Consider the following 15,520-nt stretch of genomic DNA (forward strand, 5'->3'; position numbering starts at 1 on the left):
GATCTGTTCATGCCGTTCTACAGCGGCGATGCACATGAAATCGAGGTGCTGCTCACGCGGATTAGCGGCCCGCATGCCTGGAGTTTCTGGCTGGCGATTGTCTGCAATGTCGGCGTACTTCAGGCGCTGTGGTGGCGCCAGGTGCGACAGCAACCGAGGCGCCTGGCCCTGGTCGCGCTGGCAGTGCTGGTGGGCATGTGGGCCGAACGCTTCATGTTGCTGATTCCGCCGCAGACCCGCGACCTGCTGGTGTCAAGTTGGGGCGACTATTCGCCGACGCTGTGGGACTGGTCGCTGTTTATCGGCAGCTTTGGCGTGTTTCTGGTGCCCTACAGCCTGTTCCTGCGCTACCTGCCGATGGTCTCGGCGTTCGAGGTCAAGCAGGCGCTGCATCAGGAGCGTGGCGATGGTTGACTGCCTGGGGCTGCTCGCGCGTTTTTCCGCACCCCAACCGCTGGTGGAGGCGGGGTTGCGCGCCTGGGACCTGGGCTATCGGCGGCTTGACGCATTTGCGCCATTTGCCCTGGAAGCATTGGAGCCGATATTGGCGGCCAGGGCCAACCGCGTGCCCCGCATGGCGTGTGTCGGCGCTGCAGTGGGCGCCGGGCTGGCACTGTTGATGCAGATCGGCTCGGTGTGGGCCTATCCGCTGAGCGTTGGCGGGCGTCCGTTGATTGCGTTGCCGCAGCTGTGGGTGGTGACGTTCTTGTTCGCGGTGGTGTTTGCTGGCGTGGCGGCGGTGCTGACTTGGTTGATGTGCATCCGCCTGCCACGCCTGCACCATCCGTTATTCGCGGCAGAAGGGTTCGACGCCGCCAGTGATGACGGTTTCTTCCTGTTTATCGACGCGCGTGACCCACTGTTCGACCTTGAAAACACCCGTGCCTGGCTGGCCGAACACGCGCTCAGCGTGCAGGCGGTGCAACCGTGAGTCGCTGGCCGTGGGCGCTCTGCCTGGCGTTGCTGTGCAGTGGCTGCGATGACATGTCGCGCCAGGCCAAGGTGCTGGAGCAGCGCGCGGGTGCGCTGTTCGCCGATGGCATCAGCAGCCGCCAGCCGCCGGTGGGCAGTGTCGCGCGTGGGCAATTGCAGCGCGAGGCGAGCGTGCAGAGCCGCCCGGCGCTGAGTGCGGCATTGCTTGCCCGGGGCGAGGCTGGTTATCAAACCTTTTGTACACCCTGCCATGGCCTGAGCGGGCTCGGCGACGGCTTGGTGGTCGATCGCGGTTTTCCGGCGCCGCCGTCATTCATCGAGCCACGGCTGTTGAACGCAACCGATGACCAACTGATGCAGGTCATCGCCCATGGGCAAGGCTTGATGTATGGCTACGAATCGCGCATCCAGCCGCAGGAACGCTGGGCCATCGTCGCCCATCTGCGCGTGTTGCAATTGAGTCAGCATGCCGACCTCGAGAGCCTGCCGGCGCCGCTGCGCCAGGCGTTCGAGGCGCACGCGCAATGAAACGCCTGCCACTGCTTGTCGCCATCGCAGCCCTCGGGCTCGCGCTGTTTGGCCTATGGCAGCCGGCCTGGGTTGGCGCGGGCGCCCTGGCGGCGGCGGTGAATGGCACCAGCATCGTGCTGGGCTGCGTGCTGCTTGCCGTGCTGACGCCCTTGGTCAGCGGGCGCTGGCAACCGCTGCTGGAACCGGGCAGCCGCCTGGGCGCGAGCGCGGTGATCCTGATGGTGCCGATGCTGCTGCCGGTGCTGCTGGCAATGGCGTGGGTGTACCCGTGGTACAGCCAGGAGACCCAGGGTTTTCGCGGACTCTGGTTGTCACCGTGGTTTTTTGCGCTGCGCACCTTGCTGTATGCCGGGCTGGCTTGGCGGGTGCTGCGCTGGGCCGGTCGGCACAACGCCGCGGGGCTGATCCTCTACGGGTTGACGGCCAGCCTGGCGGCGGTGGACTGGCTGATGTCGCTGCAGCAGGAGTTTGTCTCCAGCATTTTCGGCCTGTTGTTGATTTCCAGGCACTTACTCGATGGCCTGGCGTTCGCCGGGCTTTGTGCGATGTGCTGGAACGTGGTGCTGTTGCCGGCCCGGCAGTGCGTCGTATTGCGTGGCCTGTTGGTAAGTGCCCTGGGATTTTGGGTGTATGTGCACTTCATGCAGTACCTGATTATCTGGTCGGTGAACCTGGAGCATGAAACGCTCTGGTATCGCCTGCGGGAAGCCGGGTTGTGGGGCGTGTTGACCGCTTTGTTGATGCTGGGGCAACTGGCGTGTCTGCTGGTGCTCGCGTCGCCGTGGGGCGCGCGGATGTGGGTATTGATGTGGGGCTGCGTGGCGATCCTGCTGCTGGGGGCGCTGGAGTCCATCTGGATCAGCCTGCCGTCGATATTCCCTGAAGCAGGCGCCGGCCCCGTGCTGACCGCCGTGCTTTGCCAGGGCGTCTACGCGGCGGGCCTGTTCATGTGGTGGCGTCGGCAATGGCAAAGGAGGCGCCATGACACCTGATTACCAACCCAACAATTTTGACGGCAAAAAAGCCTGGCGCGTGATCCTGCTGTTGTTCATGGCGGTTGCGCTGGCATTGGGTGGCGTGGCCTGGCTGTTGAGTGGCTATCGCCAGCATGCGCAACAGCCGCCCTTGAGCGAACTGGAACGCCAGCGCCTGCTGCCGCCCGAACCGCGCTTGCAAGCCAACCCCAGGCAGGCCGGCGAAGCACAACTCGCCCGCCAGCGCGTGCACCTGGACAGCTTCGGCTGGGTCGACCGCGAGCGTCACATCGTGCATCTGCCCTTGGCGCAGGCCCGACAGTTGATGCTGGAGCGAGGCTGGCCTGCACCAGAGGACGATGGCCATGAGCATTAAACCCGTGCTGGCGCTGCTGGCGTGCCTGGTGTTGCAACCGGTCATGGCCCAAGGCTTCGACCCGTTTACCGCCGCCGGCATCGACAGCAGCCGCGTGGGCAGCCGCCTGGCCCTGGACACGCGTTTTACCGATGAGCACGGCGGCTCGGTGCGCCTGGGCGATTTGCTAAACGGCCAACCGACGCTGCTGGTGCCGTTGTACTTCCGCTGCCCGAATGTGTGTGGTGCGGCGCTCTCGACCTTGTTCAGCCAACTGGCCAACCAGCCTTATCGTCTGGGACGGGACTTCCAGGTCATCGCCTTCAGCTTCGACCCGCGTGAGGACGTGGGCGCCGCCCGCGAAGAACTGGCCAAGCTCAGCCAGCACTGGCCGGCATTGGCCAACGCGCCCGGCCTGCACCTGCTGACCGGCGACGCGGCTGCCAGCCAGGCCCTGGCCGACTCGATCGGGTTCGATTACCGCTTCGATCCGCAGCAACAACAATACGCCCACAGTTCGGCGGTGGCCGTGGTCACCGCTGACGGACGCTTGTCGCGCTGGCTCTATGGCCTGGGCTACCAGGCCAGCGACCTGCGCCTGGCGCTCACCGAAGCCGGGCAGGGCAAGCTCGGCGCAATCAAGGAGCAGCTGTTGTTGCTGTGCTACCACTACGATCCCCAAAGCGGCACCTACAGCAGCCGGATTATCTTGTTGCTGCAAGTGGCCGGCGTCGCCACCGTGTTGGTGCTGGGCCTGTTTATCGGCGTTGCCGTGCGCCGCGAACGTCGGAGGGCGCCATGAACGAACATTTCCTGCGCCTGTGGCCGGCGCAAGCCTCGGATTATGCGGTCTCGGTGGATTGGCTGGTGATTGGCTTCACCGCCATGATGGCGCTGTTTGTGGTGCCGGTATTCGTGGCACTGTGGGTGTTTATCTGGCGCTATCGACGCGGCCGCGTGGCAGACCGTGACCACCGCCCGCAAAGCAACCTGCCCATTGAACTGGCCTGGATCATCCTGCCGTTCATTGGCTCGCTGGTGGTCTTCCTGTTTTCCGCGCGGTTGTTTTTCATCGCGCGTACGCCGCCGGATGACGCGCTGGAAGTGCAGGTCACCGCCCGGCAATGGATGTGGAAATTCCAGCACCAGGGCGGCCAGCGCGAGATCAACACCTTGCACGTGCCGGCCCGGCGCCCAGTGAAATTGACGATGATTTCCGAGGACGTGATCCACAGCCTGTTTTTCCCCAGCCTGCGTATCAAGCAGGACGTGCTGCCAGGGCGCTACAGCATGCTGTGGTTCCAGGCCGAGCACAGCGGCACCTATGAGGTGTACTGCGCCGAATACTGCGGCACCGACCATGCGGCCATGCTGGCACGCCTGGTGGTGCTGGACCCCGCCGACTACGAGCACTGGCTGACTGAAAACGGCAGCGCCGCCGACCTCGCCAGCCAGGGCGAAACCCTGTATCGCCAATACGGCTGCGGCAGTTGCCACGATTCGGGCAACGCGCCGCCGCTGGCCGGGGTGTTCAATCGCACAGTACCGCTGGCCGATGGCAGCCAGGTCAAGGCCGATGAAGCTTACCTGCGCGACAGCATCCTGTTGCCGCAAAAACAACTGGTGGCCGGCTACCTGCCGATCATGCCGACCTACAGCAATCTGCTGGACGAAGAGGCTGTGCAGCGCCTGGTGGCCTATCTGCGCACACTGCCTGGAGATCCCAAATGAGCCAACCCAGCTACCTGCATAAACAAGGTCTGCGCTCGTGGTTCCTGACCCGCGACCACAAGCGCATCGCGGTGCTGTACATGCTCACCGTGACCTTCTTTTTCTTTGCCGGCGGGCTGGCGGCGAGCCTGATCCGCATCGAACTGGTGACCCCGGAAGGCGATTTGCTTACCGCCGATGGCTACAACCGCGCGTTTACCCTGCATGGGGTGATCATGGTCTGGTTTTTTCTGATCCCCTCGATTCCCAGCGTGTTCGGCAATTTTCTGGTGCCAATCATGATCGGGGCCAAAGACATGGCGTTTCCGCGCCTGAACCTGTTCAGTTGGTACCTGTTGCTGGGCGGTGGTTTGTTCACCCTGCTCGCGCTGCTGTTGGGTGGGGTCGACACCGGCTGGACCTTCTACACGCCGTTGTCGACGATGTTCAGCAACGGTCATGTGGTCGCGGTGATTTGCGGGGTGTTTATCGCGGGGTTTTCGTCGATCTTCACCGGCGTCAATATCATCGCCACCGTGCATACCTTGCGCGCGCCGGGCATGACCTGGATGCGCCTGCCGCTGTTTATCTGGTCGATGTATGCCACCTCAATCATCCTGGTGCTGGCCACGCCGGTGCTGGCGATCACGCTTGTGCTGGTGGCCGCCGAGCACCTGTTCAACATCGGCGTGTTCGATCCGAAACTGGGCGGCGACCCGCTGCTGTTCCAGCATTTGTTCTGGTTTTACAGCCACCCGGCGGTGTACATCATGATTTTGCCTGCCATGGGCGTGGTCAGCGAGCTGATCACGGCGGCGGGGCACAAGCGTATTTTCGGTTATCGCTTTGTCGCCTGGTCGAGCGTAGCGATTGCGGTCATTGGCTTTCTGGTGTGGGGCCATCACATGTTTGTGGCCGGGCAGTCGATGTACGCGAGCCTGGTGTTCTCGCTGTTGAGTTTTCTGGTGTCGATTCCATCAGCGATCAAAGCCTACAACTGGAGCGCCACGCTGTACAAAAGCGACCTGACGCTCCACGCGCCGTTCCTGTTTGCCCTGACCTTTATCGGCCTGTTCATCATTGGTGGCGTCACCGGGTTGTTTCTCGCGCTGCTGGCGGCGGACTTGCATGCCCACGACACGTATTTCGTGGTCGCGCATTTCCACTACATCATGGTCGGTGCGGCGGTGGCCGGTTACTTTGGCGCGCTGCATTTCTGGTGGCCGAAAATCACTGGCCGGCTGTACTCGCAGCTGTGGGGCAAGATCACCGCAATCCTGATTTTCTGCGGCTTCAACCTGACGTTTTTCCCGCAGTTTTTGCTCGGCTACCTGGGCATGCCCAGGCGTTATCACAGCTATGACCCGGACTTTCAGTTCCTCAATGTGTTGTCCTCCGCTGGCGCGTCGATCCTGGCCGTGGCCTACGTGCTGCCGTTCTTTTACCTGCTGGGCTCGCTGCGTTGGGGCGAGCGGGCGCCCATCAATCCCTGGGAGGCTGCCGGGCTTGAGTGGCGCGTGGCATCACCGCCGCCGGTGCATAATTTCGAAGCGCCAGTGACGGTGGATTTCGAAGCGTACGACTATTCCCCCGAGGCGCGTCGTGATCCGCTCTGACGAAAAACCGGCCGAGCCGTTCGTGGCTTGGGCGCAGCAGCGCGACGCCGCACGCCTGGGCATGTGGCTGTTCCTGGCCAGCGAAGCAATGATGTTCGGCAGCCTGATCATGGTCGCCTGGTTGCTGCGGTTGCAACATCCGGACGGGGTGGCGGAGGCGGTGGCGGGGTTGCATCACTGGCTGGCGAGCGGCAATACGTTCCTGCTGTTGACCAGCAGCTTGCTGATGACCCTGGCGATGGCCGCCGGTGAGCCGCGCCGGGTGCGTCACTGGCTGCTCGGCGCTTCACTGTTGGGTGTGTTGTTCCTGGGCTGCAAGGGCATTGAGTACGGCCTGGAGATTCAAGAGGGCGTGTTGCCCGGTTTCGCCCAGGCGTCGCATTGGCAAGTGCCCTCGGCGCAGTTGTTCATGAACCTGTATTTCATCGCCACGGCGCTGCACGGCGTGCATGTGCTGGTCGCCGTCGGCCTGGCGCTGTGGCTGTATCGTTCGCTGGGACGCGGCACGCTGGCGGCGCATCAGGCCGACACGCGGCTTGAAATGATCAGCCTGTATTGGCACTTGGTCGACGGGATCTGGATTGTGTTGTTCCCCACCCTCTACCTGGTAGGGCGTTGAGATGAGCAAGGCGGGCGCACTGAAGGTCTACGCCGGATTGCTGCTGCTGTTGGCGCTTCAGTTGCTGTGTGCAACGTTCTGGCCCCGACAGGGCGGCGTGATCATGCTCGCCGCCGGTGCGCAGTTCTTGCTGTTGTTGCTGTTCTACCTGGGGCTTTTCCGTCACCGCGGTTGGGCGCGTCTGTTTGGCTGGGCGTACCTGCTGTGGCTGTTGGTGATGGTGGTGTTTATCCTCGGTGAATCAGCCACCCGCTGAACTCAGGCGCACCGGCACCGACTTGGCCGCCGGCACTTTACTGCGTTCGGCGTGGTGCCAGAGCGGCACCAGCGGGTTGCATTCCGGGTAGTAGGCGGCGGCGCAGCCTTCGGGAATGTCGTAGGCAATGATTTCGAACGGACCGACCTGACGCTTTACCTCCGGCTCGATGGCGGTGGTCAACAGCACGTGCTCGCCGACCTTGAACCCCAGGCGCACGATGTCGTTGCAATGCATGAAGATCACTTCGCGCGTGCCACTGACCCCGCGAAAACGGTCGTCATACCCATAGATGGTGGTGTTGAACTGGTCATTGCTGCGCAACGTCATCAGTTGCAGCACGTCGCGCGCCGGTTCGGCGAGGTTGACGTCATCGTCTTCGGCCAGCGTCACGGGGGTGACGAACTGCGCCTTGCCCGTCGGGGTCTGCCATTCGCGTTGCGCCGCGGCGATCGGCCGGTGGAAACCGCCGGGTTCGGCCATGCGGGTTTCCATGTCATGAAAAATCTGCGGATAGATCGTGCCGATGGCGGTTCTGACCGTCGAGTAATCATCGCTCCAGGCTTGCCAGTCGATGCGGTTGCCGGGCGCCAAGGCGGCCATCGCCAGGCCGGCGACGATGCTGGCTTCGGCGCGCACGTGCGGGCCTACCGGTTCGGCGCTGCCGTGCCAGCCGTGGATGCAACCGGTGCTGTCCTCGGTGGTGTAGGTTTGCGCCACGCCTTTTTGCCGGTCGATTTCTATGCGCCCCAGGCAAGGAAGCAGCCACATATTTCGGGCGGGCAGCAGGTGGGTGCGATTGAGTTTGGTGGCGACTTGCACATTCAGTTCCAGCCCTCGCCACGCCGGTTCCATGCGCGAGGTGTCGGGTATCGCCCGCAGAAAGTTGCCGCCCAGCCCGATGAACCCGCGCACCTGTCCTGACAGAATGCCTTCGCAGGCGTCCACGGTGCACAGGCCCTTTTGCGCCGGGACCTTGAAGCCGAAGTGCTGCTCGATCAGGTCCGCCGGGACTTTTTTCGGGTCTTCGGTGATGCCCACGGTGCGCTGGCCCTGCACGTTGGAATGGCCGCGCACCGGGCAGATGCCGGCGCCGGGTTTGCCGATATTGCCGCGCATCAGCATCAGGTTCACCAGCATCTGCACATTAGCCACCCCGTGCCGGTGCTGGGTCAGGCCCATGCCATACACGAACATTACCCGTTGGCTGCTGGCGTACACCGTGGCGGCGGCTTCGAGTGCGCCGCGCGTGAGCCCGCTCTTGTGCTCCAGTTGCGCCCACGTGCAGTCACGCACGTAGGCGGTGAACGCCTCAAAACCTTCGGTGTGGGTGGCGATGAAGTCGTAGTCGAGTACGGCGGGTGTGCCGCGTTCAGTGGCGCAGTCATCCATTTCCAACAGCGCCTTGGCGATGCCGGTGATGGCGGCCGTGTCCCCGCCAATCGCCACCTGGTGGTATTGGGTGCTGATCAGGGTCGACTCGGGCGTGAGCATTTCGCTGGGCGATTGCGGGTTGACGAAGCGCTCCAGCCCGCGCTCGCGCAAAGGGTTGAAGGTGATGATCGGCACGTCGCGCCGGCGCACGTCCTGCAATTGATGCAGCATGCGCGGGCTGTTGCTGCCAACGTTCTGGCCGAAGAAAAACAGGCAGTCGGTGTGCTCGAAGTCGTCCAGGGTTACCGTGCCGACCGGCACGCCGATGCTTTCCTGCAAGCCGACGGAGGTGCTCTCGTGGCACATGTTGGAACTGTCGGGCAGGTTGTTGGTGCCGTAGGCCCGGGCGAATAACTGGTACATGAACGAGGTTTCCAGCGAGGCGCGCCCGGAGGCATAAAACACCACGCTGTCGGGCTCCATCGCCTTAAGTTGCGCGCCAATTGCCTGATAGGCCTCGTCCCATGACGTTTCACGGTAGCGGTCGCTCTGCCGGTCGTAGCGCATCGGATGGGTCAGGCGGCCCTGTTGTTCAAGCGCATAGTCGGGCCAGTCGCGTAATTCGCTGAGGGTGTGCTCGGCAAAAAACGTCGGGTCGGTCTTCAGCGACGTCAGTTCCCAGGCGGTGGCCTTGGCGCCGTTCTCGCAGAACTCCAACGCATGCGGGCGGCCGGGTTTGGCCCAGGCGCAGCTGACGCAGGCGAACCCGTCGGGCTTGTTTTGCTTGAGCAGCGCAACGGGCGCCTTGGTCAGCGCCTGTTCGCGCCACAGGATCTGCATCACCGATTTAGCCGAGCCCCAACCTCCGCTCGCGTGGGTGTAGGGCTGGAAATGGGTCTTGGGATGAATGAGCATCGTGGCACTCCCGGGCGCTGGCTGGATAACCTTGGGACGGGCCGTCAGTGCAAAGGTTCGAGCGGAATGCCGGACGGGAGGTGCCGTTTGTCTGCGCTGTGCAACACCGAGTGAACCCCTGGCCGCCGAGCGTCCTCCACACCCCTGTATGTTCTGAAAAGACGAAGAGGTAAGTGGCATGAAAGCAATCAGGATTGAGCAATTTGGCGGCCCCGAGGTCATGCACGTACGCGAGGTCGAGGTGCCGGAACTCAAGGCGGGTGAGGTGCTGGTCAGGAATGTCTTTGTGGGTATCAACCCCGTGGACTACAAGATTCGTGAGGGTCAGTACCCGGAGGTCAAGCAGGACAAGTTGCCGCTGACGTTGGGCCGGGAAGTCGCCGGGGTGGTCGACAAGGTCGGCCACGGCGTCAATGGTTTCAAGCCAGGCGACCGCGTGTTTGCCATGATCGGTGCCGACGGCGGTTATGCCGAGTACTCGCGGGTGCCTGCCGAGCATCTGGCGCTGATCCCTGAAGGCCTCGATTGGCCGTCCGCCGCCGGCGTGCCGCTGGCCGGGCACACTGCCTGGCAGGCCTTGGTCGAGCACGGCCAGGTCGAGCAAGGGCAGAAGGTGCTGATCCATGGAGGCACCGGTGGTGTCGGCCATTTCGCGGTGCAATTTGCCAAGGTAAAGGGCGCCGAAGTCTACGCCACCGCCTCCAGTGACAGCCTGCCGTTCCTGCGCGAGCTGGGCGTCGACCGCGCCATTGATTACAAGACCGAACGGTTCGAGGACATCTGCAAGGACTTCGACCTGGTTATCGATTTGATCGGCGGCGACACCCAGGCGCGTTCATGGCAGGTGCTCGGCGAGGGTGGGCGATTGGTCTCGACCTTGACCATGCCCGATGCGCACCATCCCCAGGCAGCAGGCAAGACCGGCACGCGATTCACCGCCGACCCGCGCGGTGAGGAGCTGACCGAAATCGCCGGGCTGATCGCGGCGGGCAATGTGCAGGTGTATGTGGCCAAGACCTTTGAACTGGAAGAGGCCAAGCAAGCACTGGACTTCCTTGCCGACGGACACGTGCACGGCAAAGTTGTATTGCACGTCAGCGATTGAGGAGGCGCTATGAGCGAGCATTCCAAACCGAGCCCAGGCACGCATGCCGGGCAAAAAGTGCGCCCTGAAACGGCCAAACGAAACGACAAATCGGAAAACCCGAATGTCGACCGCCCTTGGGAAGCCGAGACCGACCAAGGCGGCGTTGCCCCTGGCGGGCCGTCGAAAGACCCAGAGTCAGGGGCGTGACAGCACGCTGACGCGCCAGCCCTGTTTCGGCAGGGCTGGCCGTTTATTTGCGCTTCGTGCGGTTAATGCGCATCCACTCTCGATACGCGGCGGTCCGTTGCGCGTCCGCGACCTTCTTGGCCTCGGTAAAGCGCGCCCAGGTGGCCGCATCGCCGCTGTAGGCCTCGATGATTTTATAGGCCTGCGCATCCAGCCGATCGGCTTCGAAGAACATCTCGGTGTTTTGCGCCCTCTCGTCATCCCAGGGCTGCCTGGCGGTGTGATTGAGTAGCTGACTGGTCATTGCGTGAGACCCTCCGTCCACTGGATCTCTGCCGCGCCACTCCAGCGCACGTCAGTGATGCCGTATTTTTCTGCCATCGGTTTAGACACGCGTTTGAGTTTTTGCTGGCCAAATCTGGGTATGACCGCGACGCCGGCGTCGCAGCTGGCCCAATGCCAGGCCTCGACGTTATCCATGCGTGGCGCCCGCACGATGAACGACTTGCGCTCACCGTGCAGTTGATAGCTGATGGTAAATAATTCGTTGGGTTTCATGAGGCCTCCCTATGCTCATGAACTACAGATATTTGACGTCAAAAAAAATTCAAAGAAATTGTCCGACAATTCGATGAGCGACACGGCGTGCGAGAAACCTCAGTCGTCCACCGTGAACGCCACCCAACCCGGGCCATCATTCGGCCGTTGAATTTCGGCAATCACACCGCTCACGGAGGAACCGTCGGGCAGGTTGATCGCGACAAAGTTAGGGTTGCCGGGCCAGTCGAGCGGGGTCTCGAAGCTCAAGCGCGCAAGCGTGGGTTTGCCGCTGCTGGTCAAGTGGATCCAGACGGACGCGTTCAAACGTTCATCTGAGGGTGTTCCCAGGTGCCGCGAGGCGGTAATCACACTGGCAATACCTTGGTAATCGTAAGACATGCGGGTTACCTCACTTGATGGGCACGGTCGTTGATGACGTGTTGATTGGCAGGTGCGCGCAAGCGCAACGCTGCCGGTCTCGTGTCTTGCGATAGAGAGGACGACGCAAATGATCGTTCAATCAAAATGACCGAAAGGCACTGTCAATGGGCGTGCGGTGTTGTGGTCGGGTCGACTATTTGAATGATGTTGCCCTGACGCCACGCATCGGCGCCTGGCGCAATCGGCGGTGCCGCAATGTCTGCGCGCGCCTGCTTTTTCTGGCTGCTGTCGATGCCCATCCGCTGGTCCCGCTCGGCGACCATGTGCGCATCTGCCTGCCCGTCGGCGGTGAACCCCATCATCAGCTGCGGCACGCCCAACGGCAGGCGTTTGTCGAGGTCAGTGTGCCAGGTGTGCCAGGTCTTGCCGTAGGTGTGCACCAGCTTTTGCATCAGCGCATGCTCGGCCACCGCCGGGATGCCTGGCGCCACCAGTTGCCCCGATTTCACCTCGTGCACATGACTGTGCCACAACGCTTTCTCCGGCGTGGGCAGGCCGTTGAACAGCTGCTCGCTGATGATGTACTCCACGCCCATCAGCTTGGCGTCCTTGCGGTTGCCGTCGTAGATCACACACTGGATCACTTCCTCATTGAGGATTGCGCAGTAGTGGTGGGCTTCCATTTGCATCTCGGGGTGGCCGTTGTAGAAGTGGAAACCATCCAGGTAGGCGTTCAGCGCGTCGATTGGCGGGCGCGATTGCAACAGCGCGGCGCCGGCCTCCAGCGTCTGTGTGCCGGGGGTTTCAGGCTGGCCGGGTGCTTCGACGTTTGAGGGTGAAGTGTTGCCCGCGCAGGCGGTGAGCAGGGCCAGGGATGCTGTCAAAGAAAGTGATGGGGCGGTTCGGCGGGCTCGGGTCATCGTAGGTTCCATCCTGTTGCGCGTGTTCACGCTGAAAATTAAAGCAAGGGCTGACCGTGCACAGCGCGCGCTCAGGCGTGCTTGGTTGAATGGCTGACCCATAAGCGGCGATACGTCCCGTGGTCTCGTTCCACTGGGCCTTGATCAGGAAACGGCAGCTGCTTGATGCTCGCCAGCTGCGCCTGCGTGGGCGCTTCGCGGCAGATATCCGCGTGCTGGCCTGGCGGGTAAGCGCCTACCACCAGGAAGTCATCGCTGGCCCCGATATTACGGTGACCGGTTCCGGCGGGCAGCAGCAGGACATCGCCTGCGCGCACTTCCACAACCTGCCCGTCGGGGCCGCCGAGCATCAGTTGGGCGTGGCCTGTCGCAACACCCAGCACCTCATGGCCCTCGGTATGGTAGTGATGATAGTCATAGACCCGACTGCGCCATTTGGGCGGCCAGCCCTGGGCGGTGAACATGTCCTCAAAACGCGCGGCCAGGTCGCCGAGCTGCGGGGACAGTACCTGGGAGTAATGCAGCACAGGCAGGTCCGGGTTATTAGGAACCGGGTCATTGGGTTCGAGCATCAGCGACGTTGATGCCGGTGAGTCAGCCTGCGAAACGCTCATGTAAACACTCCAATTGAACGTGATGGGGCTGCCAGCGCAGCGATAGGTGAAGTGTTCATCGGGCATTCCTTGCAAGTAAGACGATTATCCGGCCTGCTCGCGCTTCACGGTTGCTGCACTTGAGCCGGCCCCCTACACAGTGGGAGGCGTTGAGGGCGGGGAAAGTTTGAACAATCTGCACACGCTTCGACGAATGGCATTCGCCGTGTTTCATCAAGGCTCGGCAGGCAGATTGAGTTTGAACATCAAGGACGCTGCACGCTCTCAATTACACACCGGCAGCTTCACTGGAGGATGAAAAACATGAGCCAGGCACCTGAACGTCCAGAGCTTAAGGCCTGGTACCAATTGCTCAATGACGAGGGCTATCGCTTCGATTCGCCGGATGCCTACCACCGCAGCCTGCTGGACGGGGCGCAGGCGTTGCTCAGCGGTGGCGTCATCGACTGGGACCAGTGCGAGAACCTGAAGCAGCAAGCTGATTCGGCGCATGCCGAGGCGCTGCAACAGGCCGTGGCGCGACAACTGCGCGATCCATCGGCGTAAGCATGCGCGGTTAGGGCAGGGTTTCGACCGTCACCAGCAGTTCACCCGTGGGTAACGGCTGCGCGTCCTTGATGAGGCCATGGCAGGCAGCGCCGTCGCGCGCGAAGGTAATCGTGTGGGCATGCTGCAAGCGCGATGGCCATGGCGGGTTCAGCCGCAGTTGCCAACCAGACGCTGTACGCGCCACCTGCGCCATGCATTCGCAGGCCAGCGCATTCACGCCGAAGAGCGTGTCTTCAAGGTAATCAATCTTGATGAGCTGCGCGCCGGTCTCAATAAAATCAGGCATGAAAGGCCTCGCTTTATTACCCCGTGGATGACAGTTTGGAAGACTGCCTGGACATCACCATTTCTTCCAGAATTTCACGGATGAGCCTGTTGATCCCGCACTCTGCGTGATAGTGAGCGCGATTGATGTTGGCGATGGTGAACTGGTCGGCGCCATGCGCCAACACGGTTATCGACAAGGTGCCATCCGGATTGATTGTGCACTTCACCGCACAATTAGGCAGGCGCGCCGAGAGGGCCATTTCAATTTCTGCTTTAGTCAGCGTGTCCATCGGTTCACCGCGTAGGAAGGCCTGAACACGACAATCCTAGCCCAGAATAGAAGGACGTAAATACTGGCACGGTAATAGCTTTTCGATGGGTTTTTCGCGCCGCATGAAAGAGCGTGACGTCACCCGCAAAGGGCCCCGTGTTTACTGGGCCTGGAAAGTTTTCCTGAACCCGCGAAGGTTCATCAAACACAGGCACACCTGCAAAACGATCAGCGCGTAGGCCCCTGCGCCGGCTCCCCACGCCACCCACAAAATGTTGCTCAGCACGAAGCAGAAAAACCCCGCCATTCTGCGCTTCGGCCGTCGAGAACCAATCAGCCAGGCTGCCCCCACCGTCACCAGCATGGCTGGCCATTGAACCCAGTCCCAGTCAGTCAAACCACTGCCCTCAATTGCACCTTACTCAAAGACAGAGGGTGATCGAGGCGATTGATTCAGATTTTTTTAAGTCGCGGCAAGGCTGCAACCGCTCGTCAGCCGCTGTGTTGATTTCTTGAACATACGCGCGGCACTTCCGGACAGATAAATCATGTGTTGCCACATTTCTTTCCTCCGGTTACTGGGAGTTTTCAATGAAAGCCATCGTTTATAACGGCCCTCGCGACGTCAGTGTGCAGAATGTTGCGGATGCCCGGATTGAAAAACCGACAGATGCCTTGGTGCGCGTCACCACCACCAATATCTGTGGGTCGGACCTGCATATGTATGAAGGCCGCACCTCGTTCGAAACCGGCCGGGTGTTCGGCCACGAAAACCTCGGCGAAGTGATCGAGGTGGGCGCCGGCGTTGACCGGGTCAAAGTGGGCGACCGGGTTTGCCTGCCCTTCAATATCGGCTGTGGTTTCTGCGCCAACTGCGAAAAAGGCCTGACCGGCTTCTGCCTGACGGCCAACCCGGGCAGCGCAGGCGCGGCGTATGGGTTTGCCGACATGGGGCCTTATCAGGGTGGCCAGGCAGAGTTACTGCGGGTGCCTTATGCCGACTTCAATTGCCTGGTGCTGCCCGAGGACGCGCAAGAGCGTGAAGAAGACTACGTGATGCTGTCGGACATCTTCCCGACTGGCTGGCACGCCACCGAGTTGGCCGGTTTGCTGCCTGGCGAAAGCATTGCCATTTACGGCGCCGGCCCGGTCGGGTTGATGGCCGCCCATTCGGCCATGATCAAGGGCGCGTCCCAAGTGTTTGTGGTGGACAACCATCCCGACCGTTTGAAGCTCGCAGAGCAGATGGGCGCGACGCCGATCAACTCGGTCGAGAAAGAAGCCGTGGACCAGATCCTCAACCTGACCCACGGCAAAGGCACTGATCGTGGCTGCGAATGCGTGGGTTACCAGTGCTGTGATCGCCATGGCCACGAGGCCAATCACCTGACCATGAACAATTTGGTGGCCTCAACCAAAGCC

General features: G+C 62.0%; 23 protein-coding genes. 14 read left to right on the top strand and 9 right to left on the bottom strand.

Features of this window, described 5'->3' with window-relative positions:
* The 10 genes from nrfD to WBB95_RS20670 all read left to right on the top strand — a co-directional run.
* A partial coding sequence (gene nrfD, locus WBB95_RS20625) for an NrfD/PsrC family molybdoenzyme membrane anchor subunit (protein WP_424489263.1) occupies positions 1-414 on the top strand: 414 nt, incomplete at its 5' end.
* Positions 407-931 carry a DUF3341 domain-containing protein gene (locus WBB95_RS20630; RefSeq protein WP_424489264.1) on the top strand — a complete coding sequence of 175 codons (525 nt, stop codon included), beginning with the start codon at positions 407-409 and terminating at the stop codon, positions 929-931. The genes nrfD and WBB95_RS20630, both read left to right, overlap by 8 nt.
* Positions 928-1,461, top strand: coding sequence for a c-type cytochrome (locus WBB95_RS20635; RefSeq protein ID WP_424489265.1), 534 nt, complete (start codon positions 928-930; stop codon positions 1,459-1,461). Before WBB95_RS20630 ends, WBB95_RS20635 begins: the two co-directional genes overlap by 4 nt.
* Positions 1,458-2,456, top strand: coding sequence for a hypothetical protein (locus tag WBB95_RS20640; RefSeq protein WP_424489266.1), 999 nt, complete (start codon positions 1,458-1,460; stop codon positions 2,454-2,456). The genes WBB95_RS20635 and WBB95_RS20640 overlap by 4 nt, the downstream gene beginning before the upstream one ends.
* Positions 2,446-2,814 (top strand): hypothetical protein, encoded by a 369-nt coding sequence (locus WBB95_RS20645; protein WP_008438648.1) that lies wholly within the window; start codon positions 2,446-2,448, stop codon positions 2,812-2,814. Before WBB95_RS20640 ends, WBB95_RS20645 begins: the two co-directional genes overlap by 11 nt.
* Positions 2,804-3,595, top strand: coding sequence for an SCO family protein (locus tag WBB95_RS20650; RefSeq protein WP_424489267.1), 792 nt, complete (start codon positions 2,804-2,806; stop codon positions 3,593-3,595). The genes WBB95_RS20645 and WBB95_RS20650 overlap by 11 nt, the downstream gene beginning before the upstream one ends.
* Complete coding sequence (gene coxB / locus WBB95_RS20655) at positions 3,592-4,524, top strand: cytochrome c oxidase subunit II (protein WP_424489268.1); 933 nt, start codon at positions 3,592-3,594, stop codon at positions 4,522-4,524. The genes WBB95_RS20650 and coxB overlap by 4 nt, the downstream gene beginning before the upstream one ends.
* On the top strand, positions 4,521-6,119 hold the full coding sequence (locus WBB95_RS20660) for a cytochrome c oxidase subunit I (protein WP_322145054.1): 1,599 nt from the start codon (positions 4,521-4,523) through the stop codon (positions 6,117-6,119). The genes coxB and WBB95_RS20660 overlap by 4 nt, the downstream gene beginning before the upstream one ends.
* Entirely contained in the window at positions 6,106-6,738 is a 633-nt protein-coding gene (locus WBB95_RS20665) for a cytochrome c oxidase subunit 3 (RefSeq protein WP_424489269.1), read from the top strand. The genes WBB95_RS20660 and WBB95_RS20665 overlap by 14 nt, the downstream gene beginning before the upstream one ends.
* 1 nt (position 6,739) lies before the next feature.
* Complete coding sequence (locus tag WBB95_RS20670; protein WP_424489270.1) at positions 6,740-6,994, top strand: hypothetical protein; 255 nt, start codon at positions 6,740-6,742, stop codon at positions 6,992-6,994.
* On the opposite strand, the gene WBB95_RS20675 is transcribed toward WBB95_RS20670, so the two are convergent.
* Positions 6,980-9,283, bottom strand: coding sequence for an FdhF/YdeP family oxidoreductase (locus tag WBB95_RS20675; RefSeq protein ID WP_424489271.1), 2,304 nt, complete (start codon positions 9,281-9,283; stop codon positions 6,980-6,982). The two genes, WBB95_RS20670 and WBB95_RS20675, sit on opposite strands and share 15 nt — an antisense overlap.
* A gap of 178 nt (positions 9,284-9,461) precedes the next feature.
* On the opposite strand from WBB95_RS20675, the gene WBB95_RS20680 reads away from it, so the two are divergent.
* The gene (locus WBB95_RS20680; protein ID WP_424489272.1) at positions 9,462-10,388 is read left to right on the top strand and encodes an NADP-dependent oxidoreductase; all 927 of its coding nucleotides are present in this window, start codon (positions 9,462-9,464) and stop codon (positions 10,386-10,388) included.
* A 9-nt stretch (positions 10,389-10,397) separates the two neighbouring features.
* Entirely contained in the window at positions 10,398-10,577 is a 180-nt protein-coding gene (locus WBB95_RS20685; protein WP_424489273.1) for a hypothetical protein, read from the top strand.
* A 43-nt stretch (positions 10,578-10,620) separates the two neighbouring features.
* Here WBB95_RS20685 and WBB95_RS20690 read toward each other — a convergent pair whose 3' ends face one another.
* The 5 genes from WBB95_RS20690 to WBB95_RS20710 all read right to left on the bottom strand — a co-directional run bounded on the left by WBB95_RS20690 (position 10,621) and on the right by WBB95_RS20710 (position 13,011).
* A complete protein-coding gene (locus tag WBB95_RS20690) occupies positions 10,621-10,860 on the bottom strand; it encodes a hypothetical protein (protein ID WP_424489274.1) in 240 nt (79 codons plus the stop codon).
* A complete protein-coding gene (locus WBB95_RS20695; protein WP_424489275.1) occupies positions 10,857-11,114 on the bottom strand; it encodes a DUF6555 family protein in 258 nt (85 codons plus the stop codon). Before WBB95_RS20695 ends, WBB95_RS20690 begins: the two co-directional genes overlap by 4 nt.
* Positions 11,115-11,213: 99 nt before the next feature.
* Positions 11,214-11,495 carry a hypothetical protein gene (locus tag WBB95_RS20700; RefSeq protein WP_424489276.1) on the bottom strand — a complete coding sequence of 94 codons (282 nt, stop codon included), beginning with the start codon at positions 11,493-11,495 and terminating at the stop codon, positions 11,214-11,216.
* Between the two features lie 143 nt (positions 11,496-11,638).
* Entirely contained in the window at positions 11,639-12,397 is a 759-nt protein-coding gene (locus WBB95_RS20705) for an OBAP family protein (RefSeq protein ID WP_424489277.1), read from the bottom strand.
* Between the two features lie 71 nt (positions 12,398-12,468).
* A complete protein-coding gene (locus WBB95_RS20710) occupies positions 12,469-13,011 on the bottom strand; it encodes a cupin domain-containing protein (protein ID WP_424489278.1) in 543 nt (180 codons plus the stop codon).
* Between the two features lie 303 nt (positions 13,012-13,314).
* Between WBB95_RS20710 and WBB95_RS20715 the strand changes: the two genes are divergently transcribed.
* Positions 13,315-13,557: a hypothetical protein gene (locus WBB95_RS20715; protein WP_424489279.1), complete on the top strand. Its 243-nt coding sequence runs from the start codon at positions 13,315-13,317 to the stop codon at positions 13,555-13,557.
* A 10-nt stretch (positions 13,558-13,567) separates the two neighbouring features.
* Here WBB95_RS20715 and WBB95_RS20720 read toward each other — a convergent pair whose 3' ends face one another.
* From WBB95_RS20720 to WBB95_RS20730, 3 genes are all read right to left on the bottom strand, one after another.
* A complete protein-coding gene (locus tag WBB95_RS20720) occupies positions 13,568-13,846 on the bottom strand; it encodes a hypothetical protein (protein WP_424489280.1) in 279 nt (92 codons plus the stop codon).
* A 16-nt stretch (positions 13,847-13,862) separates the two neighbouring features.
* Complete coding sequence (locus WBB95_RS20725) at positions 13,863-14,117, bottom strand: hypothetical protein (RefSeq protein WP_424489281.1); 255 nt, start codon at positions 14,115-14,117, stop codon at positions 13,863-13,865.
* 141 nt (positions 14,118-14,258) lie between these two features.
* Positions 14,259-14,462 carry a hypothetical protein gene (locus WBB95_RS20730; protein WP_424489283.1) on the bottom strand — a complete coding sequence of 68 codons (204 nt, stop codon included), beginning with the start codon at positions 14,460-14,462 and terminating at the stop codon, positions 14,259-14,261.
* Between the two features lie 227 nt (positions 14,463-14,689).
* Between WBB95_RS20730 and WBB95_RS20735 the strand changes: the two genes are divergently transcribed.
* Positions 14,690-15,520 (top strand): glutathione-independent formaldehyde dehydrogenase (locus WBB95_RS20735; RefSeq protein ID WP_424489282.1); only part of this gene is annotated, 831 nt, incomplete at its 3' end.

The organism is Pseudomonas sp. (assembly GCF_049645325.1).
Classification (GTDB): Bacteria; Pseudomonadota; Gammaproteobacteria; order Pseudomonadales; family Pseudomonadaceae; genus Aquipseudomonas.

Bases quoted from the DNA above. Each gene is read 5' to 3' on its own strand.
- WBB95_RS20685 (WP_424489273.1), top strand. From the start codon at position 10,398: ATGAGCGAGCATTCCAAACCGAGCCCAGGCACGCATGCCGGGCAAAAA.
- WBB95_RS20695 (WP_424489275.1), bottom strand. From the start codon at position 11,114: ATGAAACCCAACGAATTATTTACCATCAGCTATCAACTGCACGGTGAG.
- WBB95_RS20700 (WP_424489276.1), bottom strand. From the start codon at position 11,495: ATGTCTTACGATTACCAAGGTATTGCCAGTGTGATTACCGCCTCGCGG.
- WBB95_RS20690 (WP_424489274.1), bottom strand. From the start codon at position 10,860: ATGACCAGTCAGCTACTCAATCACACCGCCAGGCAGCCCTGGGATGAC.
- WBB95_RS20660 (WP_322145054.1), top strand. From the start codon at position 4,521: ATGAGCCAACCCAGCTACCTGCATAAACAAGGTCTGCGCTCGTGGTTC.
- WBB95_RS20640 (WP_424489266.1), top strand. From the start codon at position 1,458: ATGAAACGCCTGCCACTGCTTGTCGCCATCGCAGCCCTCGGGCTCGCG.
- WBB95_RS20670 (WP_424489270.1), top strand. From the start codon at position 6,740: ATGAGCAAGGCGGGCGCACTGAAGGTCTACGCCGGATTGCTGCTGCTG.
- WBB95_RS20705 (WP_424489277.1), bottom strand. From the start codon at position 12,397: ATGACCCGAGCCCGCCGAACCGCCCCATCACTTTCTTTGACAGCATCC.
- WBB95_RS20715 (WP_424489279.1), top strand. From the start codon at position 13,315: ATGAGCCAGGCACCTGAACGTCCAGAGCTTAAGGCCTGGTACCAATTG.
- WBB95_RS20720 (WP_424489280.1), bottom strand. From the start codon at position 13,846: ATGCCTGATTTTATTGAGACCGGCGCGCAGCTCATCAAGATTGATTAC.
- WBB95_RS20645 (WP_008438648.1), top strand. From the start codon at position 2,446: ATGACACCTGATTACCAACCCAACAATTTTGACGGCAAAAAAGCCTGG.
- WBB95_RS20710 (WP_424489278.1), bottom strand. From the start codon at position 13,011: ATGAGCGTTTCGCAGGCTGACTCACCGGCATCAACGTCGCTGATGCTC.
- coxB (WP_424489268.1), top strand. From the start codon at position 3,592: ATGAACGAACATTTCCTGCGCCTGTGGCCGGCGCAAGCCTCGGATTAT.
- WBB95_RS20680 (WP_424489272.1), top strand. From the start codon at position 9,462: ATGAAAGCAATCAGGATTGAGCAATTTGGCGGCCCCGAGGTCATGCAC.
- WBB95_RS20630 (WP_424489264.1), top strand. From the start codon at position 407: ATGGTTGACTGCCTGGGGCTGCTCGCGCGTTTTTCCGCACCCCAACCG.
- WBB95_RS20650 (WP_424489267.1), top strand. From the start codon at position 2,804: ATGAGCATTAAACCCGTGCTGGCGCTGCTGGCGTGCCTGGTGTTGCAA.
- WBB95_RS20730 (WP_424489283.1), bottom strand. From the start codon at position 14,462: ATGCTGGTGACGGTGGGGGCAGCCTGGCTGATTGGTTCTCGACGGCCG.
- WBB95_RS20725 (WP_424489281.1), bottom strand. From the start codon at position 14,117: ATGGACACGCTGACTAAAGCAGAAATTGAAATGGCCCTCTCGGCGCGC.
- WBB95_RS20675 (WP_424489271.1), bottom strand. From the start codon at position 9,283: ATGCTCATTCATCCCAAGACCCATTTCCAGCCCTACACCCACGCGAGC.